Source organism: Leptospiraceae bacterium (assembly GCA_016708435.1).
In the GTDB taxonomy this organism is placed as follows: Bacteria; Spirochaetota; Leptospiria; order Leptospirales; family Leptospiraceae; genus UBA2033.
Genome location: JADJFV010000031.1, coordinates 139,465 through 157,031, shown reverse-complemented (window position 1 = coordinate 157,031; position 17,567 = coordinate 139,465). Strand labels below are relative to the sequence as shown.

The following is a 17,567-nucleotide window of genomic DNA, read 5'->3' as shown; positions in this document are numbered from 1 at the left end:
GGTATGGGTGCTAGCCCATATCGACCCGTTGTTCTATTATTTTTCTGAAAATTATCTCCAAAACATCGCCCAGAAATATCCAACGAGCACAAGCCATGATATAACTTGTCCTAATAGAAACGCTACTCCTGCCCCCATAACTCCGAATTCGGGAATGAGGGCGGTGTCTAGCAGATAACCGAATACTAGCCGCAATAGAGCGAGGATTGCGAGTATTCGTGGTTTGCCCATGGCGAAGAGTGCGATTCCGAGCGGAGCAAATACAAGTTGGAGCATGTAGTTGGGATAGAGAATTTTAAAAACAGGAATTGCTTCTTCGTATTTATGATTGAATAGTAAGTTTAAAATCGGCTCGGCTAAAAAATATCCAGGCGAAAGTAAAATGGCTACTGCAAAGCTTGCGAAGATTGACTTGAGTAGAAAAGTTTTAAATTCGTCTGTGTGCACAAGAGCGGATAATCGCGGATAGACGAGAGAATTCAAAGTAGAGAGTATGATTACAAATCCACTGAATAGTTGAAGGGCGGTTCCATAGACTGCAACGTCTTCGGAAGAGTGAAATTTATTGAGCAGAAAAATTTCTAATCTATCAGAGACGATGGCAAAGATAGAAGCTACAAACGCCCAGGTGTTGAATAGAGAGAGTTCTTTTGTTGCGAGTCCTATTTCATGGACTTTTGCTCCCCAGTAGATTTGTTTTCTGTTGAAAATAAAAAAGAATAAAACCAAAATAAAAATCGGGCTTAAGCTAAAAATGGAAAGTATATCCAAATACGTGAGAGGTAATTGAGAGTAATGGTTTGTGAGATATAATAAAATTAACCGCATTAAGTTGGCGAGTGGATTCCAGAAGGCGAGTGCTTTATATGCTTGAAAGGAAACAAAGATACTTTCAAAGTAAGATACAAATGAAATTGTTGTCCCGCCGACTAGCAAAATGAATATAATCAGTGGATCTTCGTTGTAAAAGAAATAAGCAAACAAAGCAAGTCCGATTAAAAACAAAAATGAAATACTTTTAATGAGTAGAGAAGATGAGAGGATAATTCCAATTTTGTGCTTATCGTCTTTTTCTGAAGAAAGAAATTTTACAATGGCAGAAGGCAACCCGAATTCTGCCACTGCGAGGATTACGGGAAGAAACCCCAAATAGTATTGGAATACTCCATTCTCCGATTTGTTTAAAATATTTACTGCAAAAATCATAAAGAGCAAATTGCAAATCGAAGAGAATACTTTCGATAAGCTTACATAAATCGAGGACTTTAAAAATCCCGATTTCAGAAAACTCTTTAGCAGATTTTGTATTTTATGAATTAGCTTCATTCTTCCTTATAAAATAATACCAACCAAGGGGGGCAAATAAAACGATATACAGGTTGGTTATAAAATAACGGAAATAGCGAAATAGACTGTCTTCAATATGATAGGCTTTGCCGACTAAGCCAAGTCCAATGTAAAATAGCAATATTCCCGGAAGTAAAAATCCGGCGCGGGTTAATAAGTCTTTTGCGCTCGATACTGCCTCCCACTCAGAGGCTTTTGGAAAAAGGATAGTTAAATACAAAAGCCCTACAAAAAAACCAGCAATAGATCCCGTTCCAATTAATACTTGTTCAAGAGAGGAAATTTGTGGGTGAGTGGTTCCTTTTGAAAGTAGGGTACTTGCAAGTGTTATTGCAATGATCATAAGAGAAATGGAACGAATTACTTTTGATTTTGACTCTTCTGCTAAGTTTATAAAAGGAAAATTTGGAATTTTATAAAAAAGAAATTCTATGAGTAAAAGGCTTGTTAGCCCCATTGTGAATCCGCCTAGAACATCACCCGGATAATGAACTCCTGCATACATTCTACTAAAGGGGGTGAATAAGATGATAAAGACCGCGAATGCTCGAAAGAATTTGTTTTTAAACTCTAAAAATAAAATTCCCCAGACTAGAATGGAAACATGCGAATGACCGGAAGGAAAACCAAAAGAAATCTCTTTAATCAAATCGCTTTGCACAGCGAGGATTGTATCTGACAAATCAATCGGTCTAACACTTTCAAAAAAATACTTGGCTAACCCGTTGAAGAAAGCAGTCGAGAGAAGGGCAACTCCTAATTTGATTCCGAAATTTTTGTTATAACAAAAATATACAAAGGGTAGTAGGAAAACCCAGAAATTCGCTCCTCCCATGAAGTGACAAAGAGTAGAAAGCCATCTGAGTATATCACCTAACGTTCCTGTTGGATGCGGAATGGCTTCTAGAAAAAGATTTCCAAATAGATAGCCATTTTCAAATAATACATGGTGTTCGTTCATTTTATTCCTCTTTGAACTTTCTAACTTTGTTGATTTCTTTTGATAGAAGGATTGTCTCGCCTGCTAGTTTACCTTCTAGTTTGTGAATGCCTTTTAAAATGGAGTTTTCGGAAATTCCTGTCGCGACAAAGCCAAAGAAATCTCCCGTAACAAGATCGTTCTTGTCTAAAATTTCTTCTTCCTGTCTGCCAGTTGCTATCCATTTTTCTAAGTGTTTATCTTCGTGCGGGCGGATAATCGCTTTAAACTCCGACCCTGTAGCTTTTGCAATGACGGCACCGATGAGTCCTTCGGGCGCTCCATAGGTTCCGATGATAGCATCGTAATTTCCTTTCTCGAGGCAAATGTCCATTATGCACGTAAGAGAGCCGGAGTCTATGAGGGAAATTCCACAATTTAATGAGCGGATATCTTCAATTAGCTCCTTGTGTCTTGGTCTGTCTTGAACGACTATGATTAAATCAGAAACATTCTTTTGTAAGCAGGAAGCGAGTCGCTCTAAGTTTTTTTCTACGCTTTCTTTTGGTTTAAATGGATATTTCATTTTCGGTGAGGCTATCCATTGTTCCATATAAGTTCCGGGCATTCTATGCAGTCCGTCTTTTTCAGTAAAAGCAATTACGCATAGAGAATTTGGTAAGCCCTTTGCGAAGTTCGTAGTGCATTCGAGTGGATCGACCGCAATATCAATTTCAAATCCTGCTTCGCCCAATACTTCATCTTCATAGAGCATCGGTGCATTGTCTTTTTCGCCTTCGCCAATTATGACTCTAGATTGAAAAGGTAGTTTGGAAAGTTCTAATCGCATTTTTTCAACAGCAATCTGGTCAGCCTTTTTCTTGTTCATTTTCCCAAATTCGGGAAATGTTTTACACGCGGTCTTTTCTGTAACATTTGCTATTGCGTTTAATATATCTTGGATTTTTGGGTTAGATTGTATCAAAAATAAATTTGTCATCAGAGAATTCCAAAAAATGACTTTCCCTGTGCCTCCATGACTCTCTAGCTAATCTTTTTACACTGCCTACATTATGAAAATCTTTTTATTCCTATTTTGAAAAGAAAAAGTGACAAAGTTAAGCTTAGATAAAATAACGATTATACAGAATGAATCAAACTCTTTATTATAAGAATTTGCCACAGAGGCACAGAGACGCAGAGGTTTCAATATGGGATGACGAGAAAAGCACTTTTATCAATAATTGAAACAGAATATAAAAACATTGGCATAGAATTAAAAATTAATAAAAATGAAATAAAGAACTCAGTGTCTCTGTGCCTCTGTGGCAGAGAATTTATGAGTTCTAAATAAGGACATTATGGATATTAAATACCCAACAGAATGTAGTGATTCTAAAGAAGTCTTTTCTATTTGGAAAAATTTTCGAAAGGAAGTAATTGCCTGTTTGCAAAAAACTCCAGCAGACGAATTTACCAAAAGTCCAGAAGAAGGGCGTTGGTCTATTTCGGAAGTCGGCGAGCATCTTTACATTACGGAGTGGAATATTGCTAGATCTGTGCCAATTATAATGTCTGGTAGAGGAAATGCATTGTTTGCCGGATATACGAAAGAGCCTGACTATCGAATGATAAAAGTTACTCTGATGAAACCATCAGGTGTAAAAAATCCTCCTTCTGTTTCGCCTTTGCATAAATATAGTTTTGAAGAATTGCTTCCATTACTAAATAAAGCCGAGTCCAAATTGGAAGAGAGCATCAATAAATATTCCAAAGAAGAATTAATGAAGTATAAAATGGAGCATCCCTATTTTGGTGACTTGCATATTTTCGATTTTATTTGGGTGATGGGTATGCATGAAAATTCTCATTTAGCTGCTTTGAAAAAACGCACACAGGATTATTAGACCAATGTCGTTTATCTGGAAATTATTCTGGGAGTTTCCGCTGACTGCTGCGGTTACTTTGTTTTTGCCCGCGTTTTATTTTTTTGTATTGGCGACAGTTCCTCCTATCACAATTCAAAATTATTTCTATTCGTATCCGGGTAAATTAAACTTAGTGAATTGGTTTTTATCCTCTCTCTTTCACGCATCTGTTGGACATTTGCTTTCCAATATTGCTTTTCTTTATTTTCTTGGACGTGCGGTGGAAGCGAAAGTAGGAAAGGGTAAATGGTTGTTATTCTATCTAATGGCAGGAGTTATTTCTATGATGGCAGACTCTATCATTCGCGGGTTTATGTTAGGAGATAGAAGAGTTCCATCAGTGGGTGCCAGCGGGGCTATATCGGGATTAGCCGCTATTGCTGCTTTGCTTTCCCCTGTGACTTATCGGATTGCCGGTCATAATTTTCCTTTTCCTGTGTTCTTAGTCGCATGGATGATGGTATACACTGATTTTATGCTCGCATTTTCTTCTGATATGATAGCGCACTGGGCACATCTGGCAGGATTTTTTTCTGTGTTTATTACGGCTTATTTACTCAATCCAGCGGACCAGGCTCGTATTAAGAATGGATTTATTTTTAATTTTACTTTTTTTGTTTTAACAGTTATCCTCTTATATCTGATTGAAAATAGGTGACCTATGCATATTAAATTTAATGCTTTCGATTATACGGCAGAAGATACCTTCGTAAATTCTGAATATGAATATTCAGGAGATAAAAATTCTGGTTGGGAAATAAAACGAAATGGAACCGACTATCTCAGGCTTGGCAGCGGATACGAATTGTTAAAGACAAAACTCTGCGGTGTTTGCTCAACTGATATTGCTAGAAGATTTCTTCCTTTCCCACTTCCACAGATTACCGGACATGAACTTGTTGCTGAGACCTTAGACGGCAAACAGCATTTTGTCGTTGAGATAAACGATACTCCTGCGGCTAGGGGTGATTTGCTGCAAGATCAATTTTGCATGTCTGGAATTCCTACTCATAGTCCGACGAGACTCGTTTTAGGAATTGATAGACTGCCCGGCGGATTTGGTCCCTATATTCTAGCTCCACAAAATGCAATGGTTCCTTACGATAAAATTTCAGATTTAACGGCAGTGATGATTGAGCCATTTGCTGCAGGCTTACAAGCAGTAATCGCTTCACCTCCGAAAGAGGGAGATTCCGTTGCTGTTCTTGGACCTAGAAGATTGGGAAGTCTTCTGATTGCTGCTCTTAAGGCGTATAAAGAAAATTATAAAATCGATTTTACAATTACAGCACTTGCGAGACACGAAGAGCTTTTGGTTTTAGCAAAAAAACTCGGAGCGGATAATGGCATTAACCTTACCAAAGTAAATCCTGAGTCTTTACGTAAATTTTACGATATTGTGTATGATACAACTAGCACGGAGGCAGGCTTTCAGTCGGCACTTAAGTTTGCGAAAAGAGAAGTGCATTTAAAATCTACAAATGGTATGGAGATGTGTGGCTTTCATAAATTAACCGAACTTGTTGTAGATGAGCTTTCTATTTTACCTTTTACAAAAGAAAATTTAGAGTTTAGATGGGAGAACCAAACGCATAGAAATGATAGAATCTATTCAACATTTCCTGTGAGCTTAGAAAACAAAGAAATCAAAGTCTACGAGTCTGATATTTTGAGTGCAGAGACACTTTTAGAATCTGAAGAGTTTGCAGATAGACTTCCCCGTTTTGACTTGGGGGTTGCTTCTTCTATTTCTGAGGTTGATGCCTTGATTCGACCAAATCCAGCAAATGAAAACTCACTCATTCGACCGAGAGGAGCGATTTTGTTTAAAGGGGATAGTGCTGGTAATCCGCTACTTGAATTTATAAACGGGGGTGGTAGTCTGCGCACTTCTCGTTGTGGAGATTTTCACTTGGCTATACGTCTCCTTGAGGATAACAAAGAATTAGCGGATAGTCTATCAAAGAATATGATTAGCCATTTGTATTCCGCAGAAAAGATGACAGATGCATTTGCAATGGCAAAAAATCCAAACGCGATCAAGGTAGTCGTTGAACATAAATGAAAACAATTGAAACTTCGCTTGGTTTTCCCCTTGAGCAAGACGAGAATGGATGGAAAATCCATTTAGAAGAGCTTCGTCTATTTACTGGTTTATCGGTATTAGCCAGAATTCTTGCAGATCAGATATTAGATCAAATGGCATCGCATTTTGGAGATGTGTCTTTTTCTTACAAAGTCAATCCCAATATCAATCCTGAACTTTTAGAAATGCAGATAGTGGCTATTCAAGTGTATTCGAAGTCAGGCGTATTGGATGATGCACTATTTCATACGGACGAATTTCATTCTCAGCTTAGAACTATTTTCGGAACTTTTCAACGACCAAAGTGGGCAAAGAAAATTCATCCGGAATTTTATGGAGAAGATCCTCGAGAGGTAGAATCTCTAGCACTAGTTTTTCCTTTCACTGTTAGGTCTGGATAAAACAAAAACTTTCAATTCATTTTGGAAAGAGTGGCTAATGTCCATTATACCGGGAAGTTTTTTATGAGATTAACAATCGAAACTGCTTCTGAGTCGATTCATGAAAATTCTAAGAATAGAATGATTGTTGATGATTTAGATGCCCGTGTCTATATTGCCGGAACAACCAAGCTTTCTGAATCTATCAGTGATAAAATTTTAACCGCTTCCAATAAAGGATTGGTTTCTTATTCAGAGGATAACGCTCCGTATAGTTCTTTATTTGAACAATTGCATAAAACTCATTTAGAGAAAGTAGACCAGATCAATTTTTATTGGAATCGGAATTTTTCTGAGCTAGTGCAAGATTTAGTTAAAGAAGAGCAAGTGCTTATCTTTAAGAAAATATTTCTTAGCTTAGAAGATGAAGCTGTGTGTAGACTCTTGCAGGATGGTGAGACAATTCGTTTAGAGCTAGGAATTATTTTTGTAAACTTGTATCTAACACGTCTTACCCGCGTTTTGAATTTCAGCCTCGGACAGGATAAGAAAAGTTTTACGCTAGACTATTATCTAAAACGAATGCCTAGTCTAGAAAAAATTGCTGATTCAAAGAGTCATGGTTTGGATTTTTCGAAGACTCGAATATTTTTGATTCATCATATCACTTCTGAAATTATTGCACTCATAGAAGCATTTCGTCGGCTCAATGTAGAAGCACTCGATGTAATGTTTGTGAAATACGCGGGTGTAATTCCTTCTGCTTATTTGGATGTGCTTTTAGATGTTGCCGATAAGAATTTCTTTATGGCAGGTCTAATGCGGCATCTAACAGAGAATAACCGCGAATTCTTTACCCCGGCAAAATATTATACTGATATTTCTGCTCATGTTAAATTACAAGAAACGATGCTCGAAAACAAATTCGGCTTTTTAGAGGCAATGAAATATCTTTCTTGTTATTTCTTTTTGTTATTTCTTTCGAGAGCATACGACGACAAAAAGAAAATCCTAATTGTGGAAGACGGTGGCTATCTTGCTCCTCTTCTAAATGAATATTGTCTGGCTGGTAAGACTACAGAGGAAGTCTATGCAATGTATCAAATTGCGCAGAGCATTCCAAAGGAAGAATCATTTACAAAGCTCTTGCAATCAACTCTAGTGGGAAGCGTTGAGCATACTCGAAACGGTTACGATAGATTATCCTCTGTCATTGCAAAACATGGAAACCTAATTAATGTTGCCTATTCGATTGCTATTTCAAAGAATAAGGTTGTTGAGGAATCGAAAGAAGTTGCTCATTCTATTCTCAGTGCCATTGAGTCAATTCTACACGGACAGGGAATGATTCTTTCCTCTAAGAAAATGATTATACTTGGCGCGATGGGGAATATCGGTAGTTTCCTCTCGAAGTATGTGCGGGATGGAAGGTTACATGATTCTAATAAGGAGCTCATACAGGTAGATATCCGTTATCCGTCAGTGACACGCGAAACCTATCGAGCACTTTCAGAAATTCCGGAAGAACTTTTTTTATCACTCGAATTATTCATTGGTGTAATCGGAGCATCTATTGTAAAGAGAGAGTTTTTAGAAAAATTGATTTTGAAAGGTAATAAGACTAGGCTCATTTTTGCCTCTGGATCTACTAAGACAGTTGAGTTTTCTGAACTCTCAGAATATCTTTACGAAGTGTTCTCGATGGAGTCACCTATGATTGGAGAGGTTCCTGTCCAAATTTCCTATGACAAAATCATTGACCCTCAGACGAATACAATTCAAGGAACAAAGGTTTTAATTTCGTTCCTATCCCAAGGAAGTAAAGTAGAAAAGACGATTTACCTACTTGGAGATTTGAGTCCTATTAATTTTTTATTTTACGGAGTTCCAACGGAAACGATGGATTTAATTATTTCGCAGCTAACTAGTGTTAGCCTTGGTCTATTACGTCAATACAAAAAGGGAGAATTACCCGATAACGGATTGTATGCAGTAGACCATCAAATTGATGAATGGGGAAGAAAGTTATGAAATCTAAACATGGGTTATTCCAGATTACACAAAAGGTATTTATTCGAAATGGGAATTTACTGCTTGTGATGAAAGATAAGAAGTCCGGTGCAGGAGATTTACCGGGTGGAAGAATGAATGAGGATGAATTTTTTATGGATTGGATGGATTCCTTGAATCGAGAATTGATTGAAGAGTTGGGTAGTAATTTCCAAGTTAAAATTAATCCCGCTCCAATCCTTGTGCATAAACATCGTGTGAACGAAGGAAATCATCCGTGCGTAATCATTGGATACGATGGAGTTTTTCTATCAGGCGAAATTTCCATCTCTGATGAGCATGATTTTTTTCAATGGGTAGATGTTAATACTTATAAACCAGATGAGTTATTCTCTGAATATATGTTAGATGCTATGAATGTTTATTTGAAAAGGAATTAGAATGAATCGATTATTTCGCTATATATTGTTTATACTATTTGGGGTTGGAGCATTTTACTATGCATGGTCGGAGGGAGATAGAAGAGTCGGAGAAAGGGAATACTCAAAATTATCCTCCACTATACCACCTCTTCTAGTAAGAAGCATTGGTTACGATCGTAGCAATGGAAACATCCTTGCAATGCAAGCCTATATGAATGTCCTAGACTATTCTACTCCGGAAAGATTTTTTGAAAAACTTGATTCTTACTTACTCGAAGCAAAGAAAAAGGGTTTCGTAAATGAGAATACTGTTGTAGTCTTCCCTGAGCATATAGGATCGGCTCTCGTATTACTTGGTGAAAAGACGGAAGTATATGCGGCTAATTCTGTTTCGTCTGCCTTCTCTAAAATTGCCGTTGGAAATTTGATTGGATATTCAAAAGCGTCTATAGCACATCCCGGTAAAAATAAAATGGAAATCATATTTAAAATGAAATCCGAAGAAATGAAAAATGTTTATACGGATACATTTCATAGACTATCAACGTTTTACAATGTTACAATTATAGCGGGTTCTATCATTTTACCGCAAGCTGAAATCAACGCAACTTCAAACGAGATTGAACTGAAAGGGGGAAGTGTTTACAATTCTAGTTTTATATTCTTGCCGGATGGAAAAATACATCCTAAGATTGGAATTAAATATAATCTATCCATGACTGAGCAGCAAATAGCTGTAACCCCCGCATCGGGAAAAGAAAATTCATTTTTACAGTTTAAAAATATTGGAATTGTTCTGTCAAATGATTCCCTTTACAATTCAATCTATGCTGAAAATGGAAAGGACAAAGAAATAATCATCGCATCGTCTGCCATTTTCGAAAAGGATGTGATTGATTGGAAAACGGAGGATATTTATTCTCCTAAAGAAGCACCAGATTCTGCCTTAACTCAAGCGGAACTTTGGCGTAAATACAGTATTTTTGAAAAAACAAAACTTTCCCAAGCAAATCGAATCACAGTTCAAGTTGTAATGCTTGGTAAATTCTTTGATCTAACATTAGAAGGGGAGACTGCAGGAACGCTTCGTTATATCGCCACAGAAGGCTTGGATAATAAAAGTCCCGCGATTCTAAATATTTGGTTCTAGTTCTGCTTGACAATTTTGAAAAGAAATTTTTACTCTAATCATGACCGAAATAATTACCTCTAAAAAAGAATTCCATATCCAATGCCCTCATTATATGAAGAACTTAAAATCCTGTCCTGGATCAAAGAAGATTATCTTTCCAGAAGACATGGAAAGGCTGGAATCTTGTTGTCTTTCGGAATCATACTCTGCCTGCGGAGTGCTTAGAGAGTTAAGCGAGAAAGCAGCGTAATATTTCTTGGATAGTCATTTTTTCTTCCTAGCAATTTGTATCCAACTTCTCCCATAATTGTATTCCATTCTAATGCCGCAAATAGATGCTGCTAAACGGGTGAGTCTGTCAAACTGCGGTTCGAGCAGAGTATCAGGTAGGTTATAACTTTGCAGTGCTTGTAATCTTTCTTTTTTATTTTGGGGTATAGGGGGATTTGAGTTTTTGTTTACCATGTCTTTTGAATTATTTTTGGTTTCTAATTTATATTATTGCAACCTAGCTATATTTAACAGAACTTTTTGTTACAGAGGGGCTTAAAAAAAGAGAATAAAATAAAGCCAGTGTTCAGAACAGAAAATTCTTTGGCTTTCAGTCTGCTATCCTAGATGGCATTGTTATGGAAATTTTAGAAGTTGCGATGAAATGCTTGTATCATAAATTTCGAAAAAAGGTATTTCTCAATTTATTTTCTCACTTCATTTTTTTTTGGTTTTAAGCGAAAAGTCCGGCTGGTTAAATTCAGCCATAATTTCTAATACCTGTTCTTTTACAGAGAAAAATAGTTCGACGAATCTAGGGTCAAAATGTTTTCCAGATTCGTTGCGAATCAGCTCAAAAGCCTGCTCAGTCGACCAGGGTTCTTTGTATGGTCGTTTGGTAGTTAATGCGTCAAAGACATCTGATATCGCAACAATGCGGGCTGATTCTGGTATTTCATTGCCACTCAGTCCATGTGGATAACCACTACCATCCCATTTTTCATGGTGGTACAGTGCGATTTCAGCGGCCATCAAAAATAGGGGAGTATCGCTTTTAGCCAGAATCGAATGACCAACTTCAGAATGCTGTTTCATGATTACCCACTCTTCATCAGTAAGCTTTCTTGGTGCTTTGAGTACGGAATCGGGAGTTCCGATTTTGCCTGTGTCATGCAAAGGTGCAACCAATTCAAGCATTTCTGCCCTTTCTACCGGCCAATCTGCAGCGGAAGCGATTGCTCGACTGTAAGCAGCCATTCGCCAAATATGAAGACCAGTGTCCGTATCATTGTAATGCCCGGCTTCAGCCAGCATGTGAATAGCGGCATTCTGGCTCTTTTCTAGTTCATGGGTCTTTAGTTCGACCTTTTCTTCACAGAATTTTTTCTGCTGAGCAAGGGCAATATGCGTTCTAATTCTTGCAAGGGTGACGACAGCCGAAATTGGTTTATGAATATAGTCTACTGCACCTGCTTCAAAACCTACCCTTTCGTCATTTGCACTTGACATTGCTGAGACGAAAATCACCGGTATGCGGGCTGTCAGAGGATTTGCCTTTAATTTTCGGCAGATTTCATAACCATCCATGTCAGGCAGCATTACATCAAGTAATATTAAATCGGGCAAAGGTAGACTTTGCGCCTGGGTAAGTGCCTCTTGCCCGTTTATCGCGATTCGGGGTTTGTATTCTTCGTTCAGTATACCTTGAAGTAGCGTTGCGTTAAACTCTACATCATCGACTATCAATATATGCATTTTTTCCATGTTTTATCTCAATATGTATCTACGTTTTTTTCTTCTTAGTGGTTTTATTTTTTAAGCAAGTCATCAGGTATTCATTCATTCATTCATTCATTCATTCATTCATTCATAATTTTTTTTACCTTTTCCCATTCTGCTAAAAGCATTTCAAATTGTTCTGGTAACAGTTCCATCCCTTCAGGTTCTTTTAGTATCATTTCCATTTCACCAGTTATGCGTGCCATGCCTTTGCAATGAAGATTCAGTGCTATCCCTTTGATATTGTGTAACATACGAGCTGTACCGGTAGAATCCTTTTTGCCAATCAATTCCCCGAGTTCCTTCAATTTTGGTATGCAATTTGTTTGTGCCTGTGCGAGCAATTTATCGATGACGTCCTTATTGCCTATATTTTGAATCAAACCCTCTCTATCAAAAAGTTCTGTATTATTTAGAGCGTAAGAACTCAGGTATTTTGAAATTATTAATTTGATATTTTCTTGCGCTATTGGCTTTGTCAAAAAGTCAGTCATTCCGGCAGAGAGGCATTTTTCTTCATCTTCTTTGAAAGCCCCTGCTGTTAAGGCAATAATGGGAACCTGGTTGCTACTGATTTGTTCTAATTTGCGAATTTCTCGGGTAGCTTCAAGACCGTCCATTTCAGGCATTTGCACATCCATAAAAATCAGATCAGGTTTATTCTCTTTGAATTTAATTAGTGCTTCCTGCCCGGAACTGGCCTCTATAAAATTAGCTTTTGGTAAAAACTCATATAGAATTGTTTTCAATAAAAAAATATTCATTTCTACATCTTCTGCAATGAGTATCGAAACCTGTTCCTTATGCAGTGTCGCATCGAGACTTTCGGAAAGATTAGATTTTTTAATATCAAAATCGGGGGCATGGATTTGACGCAGGTATGCGGCAAGATCGCCCATTTTAACAGGTTTTACCAAATTAAATCGAACGCCAAGTTCATTGCTTCTATTAACTATTTCTGCATCGTCCGAAGAAGAATGTAGTAAGATTATAGGTTGTTTCTCAGGGGTAAGTTTGAGCTGTTCCCGTATCAAACGAATGGTTTCCAAGCCGTCAATGTAAGGCATGTGGTAGTCGCAGATAATGAGGTCGAATGGTTTGGACTGTTCTAACATTTTTAAAGCGGTTAGTCCGTTATCACTTGATTCACTTTGAATACCCAATGTTTCTAACATCCGTTCCAAAATGAGTCGGTTATTTGCATTGTCGTCAATAATCAGACAGCGTTCAATTTTATCAATGCTGCCGATGAATGGCTTTTCACCATCTTCGGTCCTAGTGACAATTTCAAACCAGAATGTAGAGCCTTCACCTTGTTTACTATCAAGTTGAATTTTTCCACCAAACTTGTTGACAATCATCTCAGAAATAACAAGACCTAACCCTGTGCCTCCATATTTACGAGTAATAGAACCATCTGCTTGTGAAAATGCTTTAAAGAGTTTTCCTTTTTGTTCTTCGGTAATACCAATACCTGTATCCCGAACAGATATTATGAAATTGCCCATGCCATTTTGCTGACTCTCATAGGCTATTTTTAGTTCTACTTCTCCTGTTCCGGTGAATTTGACCGCATTGCTGAGTAGATTGGTGATGACCTGTTTTAAGCGGATAGGGTCAACCATTCCATAACGAGGCATGTTGGTATCGATATTCAATAGGACTTCTAGATGTTTTTTAGAAGCCGAATATTTTACAATATCAACACAGTTCTCTACTAACTCAAACATGTCAGTTTTGATCAGCTCGAATTCTAACATTCCAGCTTCTATCTTAGAAAAATCTAAAATATCATTGATGACTCCAAGCAGAGTATGTCCAGATACATTCGCATTATCTACGTAAGTTTGTTGAACATGCGATAAGGGAGTGTTTTTCAGTAACTCGGTAAAGCCAATGACACCATTTAGAGGGGTGCGAATCTCATGGCTCATATTGGCAAGAAATTCCGATTTAGCTTTATTTGCTTTTTCGGCTGCTTGTTTGGCGGTCACCAGTGATTGCGCAAGTAACTTTTCTTGTGTAATATCCCAGTTTGTGCCGACCAAACGAATAGGTTGATTATCAGAATCTCGGATTACGGTTGCAAGTGCTCTAATATGGCGAACAGAATTATCGGGCCATACTATCCGAAATTCTGTATTGAATTCTTTTTCCCCTTTGATTGCCAGCTCAACTTCCCTCTCACTTCTTTCCCTATCTTCAGGATGTAAGCTGGAACGCCAGGCTTCGTAGATACCAGAAAAAGCATTTTGGTTAATTCCAAAAAGTACATACATCTGGTCATCCCATACCAGTTTGTTTTCCACAATGTTATAATCCCAGACTCCGATACTTGCAGCCTTTGTGGCCAGATCCAACCGAAGAGCTGTTTGGTGAGCCAGTTCTTCCACCTCTTTTCTATCGGAAATGTCTTGAGCGGCTCCTCTTAACCCTATAATTTGATCTCTATTGTCAAAGATTGCTTCTCCACGTACCCACATCCATCCATTAGTCTTATCCTTTCGAATGGTTCTAAGTTCGAGCTCGTAGGGAATTCCTTTCTCACGTGTTTGTTCTAAGGATTTTGAAAGTAGTTCCCAACTTTCTGTGGTAAACAATTTCATATGCTCGGTGTAAGGTGGAGGAGGTAGTTTTGGGTCAAACCCATACATTTTGTACAATTCTTCTGTCCAAACTATTTCATTGGTTAGAAAATCAAGTTCCCAACTGCCCATTTTCGCAATCTGTTGTGCGTTTTTAAGAGCTTCTTCACTTTTCTGGATTCGTAAACGGTTTTTCTTATCGGTGTCAATATCCTGCAAAACACCAAACATTCGAATGCACTTACCATCTTTAAATTCTGCATTGCCAATCGCCCTTACCCAAAGCAGGCGACTTTTTGCAGTTTTTATCTGCAATTCTAGGTCATAGGGTGTGCCACTTATCTGGATTTGTTGAATGGCTTTTTCGAGTTGTGTCCAGCTTTCGGGGGTATAAAAATTTGCCATCTCGTCAAAGATGGGTACATAACCATGTGGCACTTCATGGATTTCACAAATAGTATCTGACCAAGTAATTTCTCCTGTCAAATTGTTAAACTCCCAACCACCAACCCGCGCCACCTGGTTGGTTTGTGCTAGGAAGTTTTTGGTTTTCTCTAATTCAAGTTCTGCTCGTTTACGGTTAGTTACATCCAGAATAAAGCCATCGAGATAAACGACTTCATTTTTTTCGTTTCTGATTGCCAGTCCTTTTTCATAAAACCAGAGCACACTACCATCTTGGTGCAAAGTACGGTATTCAAAATCCCAGGGGATGTTTTGATCAATACAGCGTGTAACTTCACGGGCGGTCCAATCTTGGTCATCAGGATGCACAAGACTGCCATAACTCCGAACTGCATTATTGATAAAATCATTCGCAGGATAACCGCAAACCTGTACAACCTCGCCACTCATAAACAGCATTGTCCAGTCAGCATCAAATTTACAGCGATATGTAATACCTGGTATATTCTGAATCAATGATTGATATTTTTCTTTGGTTTGAATGATATCCAACTCAGCTTCTTTTTGTAGGGAGATATCCTGCACTATTCCCACACTACGGAGAGCTTTTCCTTCCGCATCATAATCAGTTCGGCAGTTTTCTTTCAGCCATTTGATGCGCCCGTCACTCATTTGTAGACGATGTACAATTTCGTAGGGCTGTTTAGTTTCTAGAGAGTGGGTATAGGCATTGTTTACCAAATCACGGTCATCAGGGTGTATGGTGCTTAAAAAGCCCTCGTAGGTGGCGCCAAATTTCTCTTTGTTTATTTCAAAGATTTCAAAAACAGAATCTGACCAATGTAGACGGTTAAATATCAGGTCAAGTTCCCAGCGACCCATTTTGGCGATGCTTTGGGCTTCGAGGAGATTCGCTTCACTTTCTTTCAAATACTGCTCGTTAAATTTGTTCTCAGAAATATCACTTACATACCCATCAAGACGGATAGGTAGACCCAGCGCATCGTGAATCACCTTGCCTTTGTTAGAGATCCATTTTATTTTTCCGCTTCTGGTTACAATTCGATATTCTTCGTGATAGTGACCCTGCTCGCTCAACTGCTTGTAAATTTTGTTGATGACTTGCTTGTCGTCTTCATATATTACTTTTTCCCAGAAAGTATTGTCCGCCATAAAGTCTTCATAGGAAATTTCATACAGTCTAACAGCCGATGGTGTCATAAACAACATTTTGTAATCGGGCAGACTTACCGACCATACAACATCGTCCATTTCTACAAAAATGCTATCGAGTTTTTGTTGGGCAGCTTTCAGTTCAAGTTCTACTTTTTTACGGCTTGTAATATCCTTGCGAATGGACAAATAATGCGTAATCTTGCCGGATTCATCAAAGATTGGATTGATTACAGAATACACCCAGTATTCGCTGCCATCTTTGGCACGGTTTTTAATTTCTCCCTTCCAAATTTTACCCGAAGAGATGGTTTTCCACAGATCCTGCCAGAATGGTTTATCGTGGTAGCCGGAATTAATGATACGGTGGTTTTGTCCTAGTAGTTCGGCTTCGGAATAGCCACTGATTTCACAAAAGAGGTGGTTGACTTTTACAATGATTCCCTTACTATCTGTCATAGAGACCAAAGAACTCGCATCAACGGCGTTAGTAATGTTACGAATTTCCTGCTCTTTTTGTTTTTGGTCGGTGATATCTTGGAGCATTCCAAATACGTGTGTTACTTTCCTATCTAATACAATGGGATAGCCCGAAGCTCGTACCCAACGATGATTGCTTTTGGCTGTGATAAATCGACAGGTAACATCGAAAGGAACAAGTTGTTCGATAGTTTTATTGATGGCTTGGGAAATCACAGAACGATCACTAGGATGGTAGAATTCAATTCCGTTTACCTTATTGTGGTCAAAGTCTTTGTCTACTTCGTGGATAATATAGACCTCATCAGTCCAAATGGTTTTACCGGTAGCGAGGTCAAGTTCCCAGGCTCCTAAATTTGCTATTCGTTGGGCATCGTTAAGCAGGGTTGTATTTCGTTTGAGATTCTGATGTTCACGTCTAGCAATAATATTGTCGACTACCTCTTCTGCCAATAGTCGCAAAGATTCTTTCTGGCTTTCGGACAGATTTTTAGGTATTCGATCTATTACGCACAACGTTCCAAGGGCAAAACCATCTGGTGTTATTAGCGGTTGGCCGGCATAAAACCGTATATTAGGATCACCTGTGACGAAAGGGTTCTTCTCGAAACGTTTATCTTGGGTCGCATCTGTAACTTCAAATATCTGCTTATCCATAATGGCATACTGGCAGAAAGAAATATTACGTGGTGTCTCTGTGGCATCGAGACCAAAGTTCGACTTGAACCATTGGCGGTCTTCATCTATCAGGCTCACAAGTGCAATGGGTACTCCACAAATGGAAGCGGCTAATCGGGTAAGCCGATCAAATTGTTGTTCAGGCAAGGTATCTAGCAGGTTATAGCTTAGCAGTGACTTTAGTCTTTCTTTTTCATTTGGGGGGACGGGTGTATTGCTGGGGTCTTTTATTGCCATGTCTTCTAAATAATA

At 38.3% G+C, this 17,567-nt stretch carries 11 protein-coding genes and 1 pseudogene; 7 read left to right on the top strand and 5 right to left on the bottom strand.

Annotation, left to right across the window (positions count from 1 at the left end; genetic code table 11):
• Positions 1 to 51: 51 nt before the first annotated feature.
• Genes IPH52_19625 through IPH52_19615 form a run of 3 tightly spaced genes read right to left on the bottom strand, consistent with a single transcriptional unit; the run spans position 52 to position 3,266 of the window.
• Positions 52 to 1,326, bottom strand: coding sequence for an oligosaccharide flippase family protein (locus IPH52_19625; protein MBK7057214.1), 1,275 nt, complete (start codon positions 1,324 to 1,326; stop codon positions 52 to 54).
• A complete protein-coding gene (locus tag IPH52_19620) occupies positions 1,310 to 2,308 on the bottom strand; it encodes a phosphatase PAP2 family protein (GenBank protein MBK7057213.1) in 999 nt (332 codons plus the stop codon). The genes IPH52_19625 and IPH52_19620 overlap by 17 nt, the downstream gene beginning before the upstream one ends.
• Position 2,309: 1 nt before the next feature.
• On the bottom strand, positions 2,310 to 3,266 hold the full coding sequence (locus tag IPH52_19615; GenBank protein ID MBK7057212.1) for a fructose-bisphosphatase class II: 957 nt from the start codon (positions 3,264 to 3,266) through the stop codon (positions 2,310 to 2,312).
• Between the two features lie 361 nt (positions 3,267 to 3,627).
• Between IPH52_19615 and IPH52_19610 the strand changes: the two genes are divergently transcribed.
• From IPH52_19610 to IPH52_19580, 7 genes and pseudogenes are all read left to right on the top strand, one after another.
• The gene (locus tag IPH52_19610; GenBank protein ID MBK7057211.1) at positions 3,628 to 4,173 is read left to right on the top strand and encodes a DinB family protein; all 546 of its coding nucleotides are present in this window, start codon (positions 3,628 to 3,630) and stop codon (positions 4,171 to 4,173) included.
• A gap of 4 nt (positions 4,174 to 4,177) precedes the next feature.
• A complete protein-coding gene (locus IPH52_19605; protein ID MBK7057210.1) occupies positions 4,178 to 4,852 on the top strand; it encodes a rhomboid family intramembrane serine protease in 675 nt (224 codons plus the stop codon).
• A 3-nt stretch (positions 4,853 to 4,855) separates the two neighbouring features.
• Positions 4,856 to 6,259, top strand: a complete 1,404-nt coding sequence (locus IPH52_19600) for an alcohol dehydrogenase catalytic domain-containing protein (protein MBK7057209.1) — start codon at positions 4,856 to 4,858, stop codon at positions 6,257 to 6,259.
• Positions 6,256 to 8,691, top strand: a pseudogene (locus tag IPH52_19595) (hypothetical protein). The gene IPH52_19600 and the pseudogene IPH52_19595 overlap by 4 nt, the downstream one beginning before the upstream one ends.
• Entirely contained in the window at positions 8,673 to 9,110 is a 438-nt protein-coding gene (locus IPH52_19590; protein MBK7057208.1) for an NUDIX hydrolase, read from the top strand. The pseudogene IPH52_19595 and the gene IPH52_19590 overlap by 19 nt, the downstream one beginning before the upstream one ends.
• Before the next feature lies 1 nt (position 9,111).
• Positions 9,112 to 10,242: a hypothetical protein gene (locus IPH52_19585; protein MBK7057207.1), complete on the top strand. Its 1,131-nt coding sequence runs from the start codon at positions 9,112 to 9,114 to the stop codon at positions 10,240 to 10,242.
• A 40-nt stretch (positions 10,243 to 10,282) separates the two neighbouring features.
• The gene (locus IPH52_19580; GenBank protein MBK7057206.1) at positions 10,283 to 10,474 is read left to right on the top strand and encodes a hypothetical protein; all 192 of its coding nucleotides are present in this window, start codon (positions 10,283 to 10,285) and stop codon (positions 10,472 to 10,474) included.
• Positions 10,475 to 10,932: 458 nt separating this feature from the next.
• Here IPH52_19580 and IPH52_19575 read toward each other — a convergent pair whose 3' ends face one another.
• The gene (locus tag IPH52_19575) at positions 10,933 to 11,979 is read right to left on the bottom strand and encodes a response regulator (GenBank protein MBK7057205.1); all 1,047 of its coding nucleotides are present in this window, start codon (positions 11,977 to 11,979) and stop codon (positions 10,933 to 10,935) included.
• Between the two features lie 95 nt (positions 11,980 to 12,074).
• Positions 12,075 to 17,552, bottom strand: a complete 5,478-nt coding sequence (locus IPH52_19570) for a PAS domain-containing protein (GenBank protein MBK7057204.1) — start codon at positions 17,550 to 17,552, stop codon at positions 12,075 to 12,077.
• Positions 17,553 to 17,567 lie beyond the last annotated feature (15 nt).

What these genes read in the sequence shown, in the direction of transcription:
- IPH52_19625 (MBK7057214.1), bottom strand. Translation starts at nt 1,326, where the DNA reads ATGAAGCTAATTCATAAAATACAAAATCTGCTAAAGAGTTTTCTGAAA.
- IPH52_19620 (MBK7057213.1), bottom strand. Translation starts at nt 2,308, where the DNA reads ATGAACGAACACCATGTATTATTTGAAAATGGCTATCTATTTGGAAAT.
- IPH52_19615 (MBK7057212.1), bottom strand. Translation starts at nt 3,266, where the DNA reads ATGACAAATTTATTTTTGATACAATCTAACCCAAAAATCCAAGATATA.
- IPH52_19610 (MBK7057211.1), top strand. Translation starts at nt 3,628, where the DNA reads ATGGATATTAAATACCCAACAGAATGTAGTGATTCTAAAGAAGTCTTT.
- IPH52_19605 (MBK7057210.1), top strand. Translation starts at nt 4,178, where the DNA reads ATGTCGTTTATCTGGAAATTATTCTGGGAGTTTCCGCTGACTGCTGCG.
- IPH52_19600 (MBK7057209.1), top strand. Translation starts at nt 4,856, where the DNA reads ATGCATATTAAATTTAATGCTTTCGATTATACGGCAGAAGATACCTTC.
- IPH52_19590 (MBK7057208.1), top strand. Translation starts at nt 8,673, where the DNA reads ATGGGGAAGAAAGTTATGAAATCTAAACATGGGTTATTCCAGATTACA.
- IPH52_19585 (MBK7057207.1), top strand. Translation starts at nt 9,112, where the DNA reads ATGAATCGATTATTTCGCTATATATTGTTTATACTATTTGGGGTTGGA.
- IPH52_19580 (MBK7057206.1), top strand. Translation starts at nt 10,283, where the DNA reads ATGACCGAAATAATTACCTCTAAAAAAGAATTCCATATCCAATGCCCT.
- IPH52_19575 (MBK7057205.1), bottom strand. Translation starts at nt 11,979, where the DNA reads ATGGAAAAAATGCATATATTGATAGTCGATGATGTAGAGTTTAACGCA.
- IPH52_19570 (MBK7057204.1), bottom strand. Translation starts at nt 17,552, where the DNA reads ATGGCAATAAAAGACCCCAGCAATACACCCGTCCCCCCAAATGAAAAA.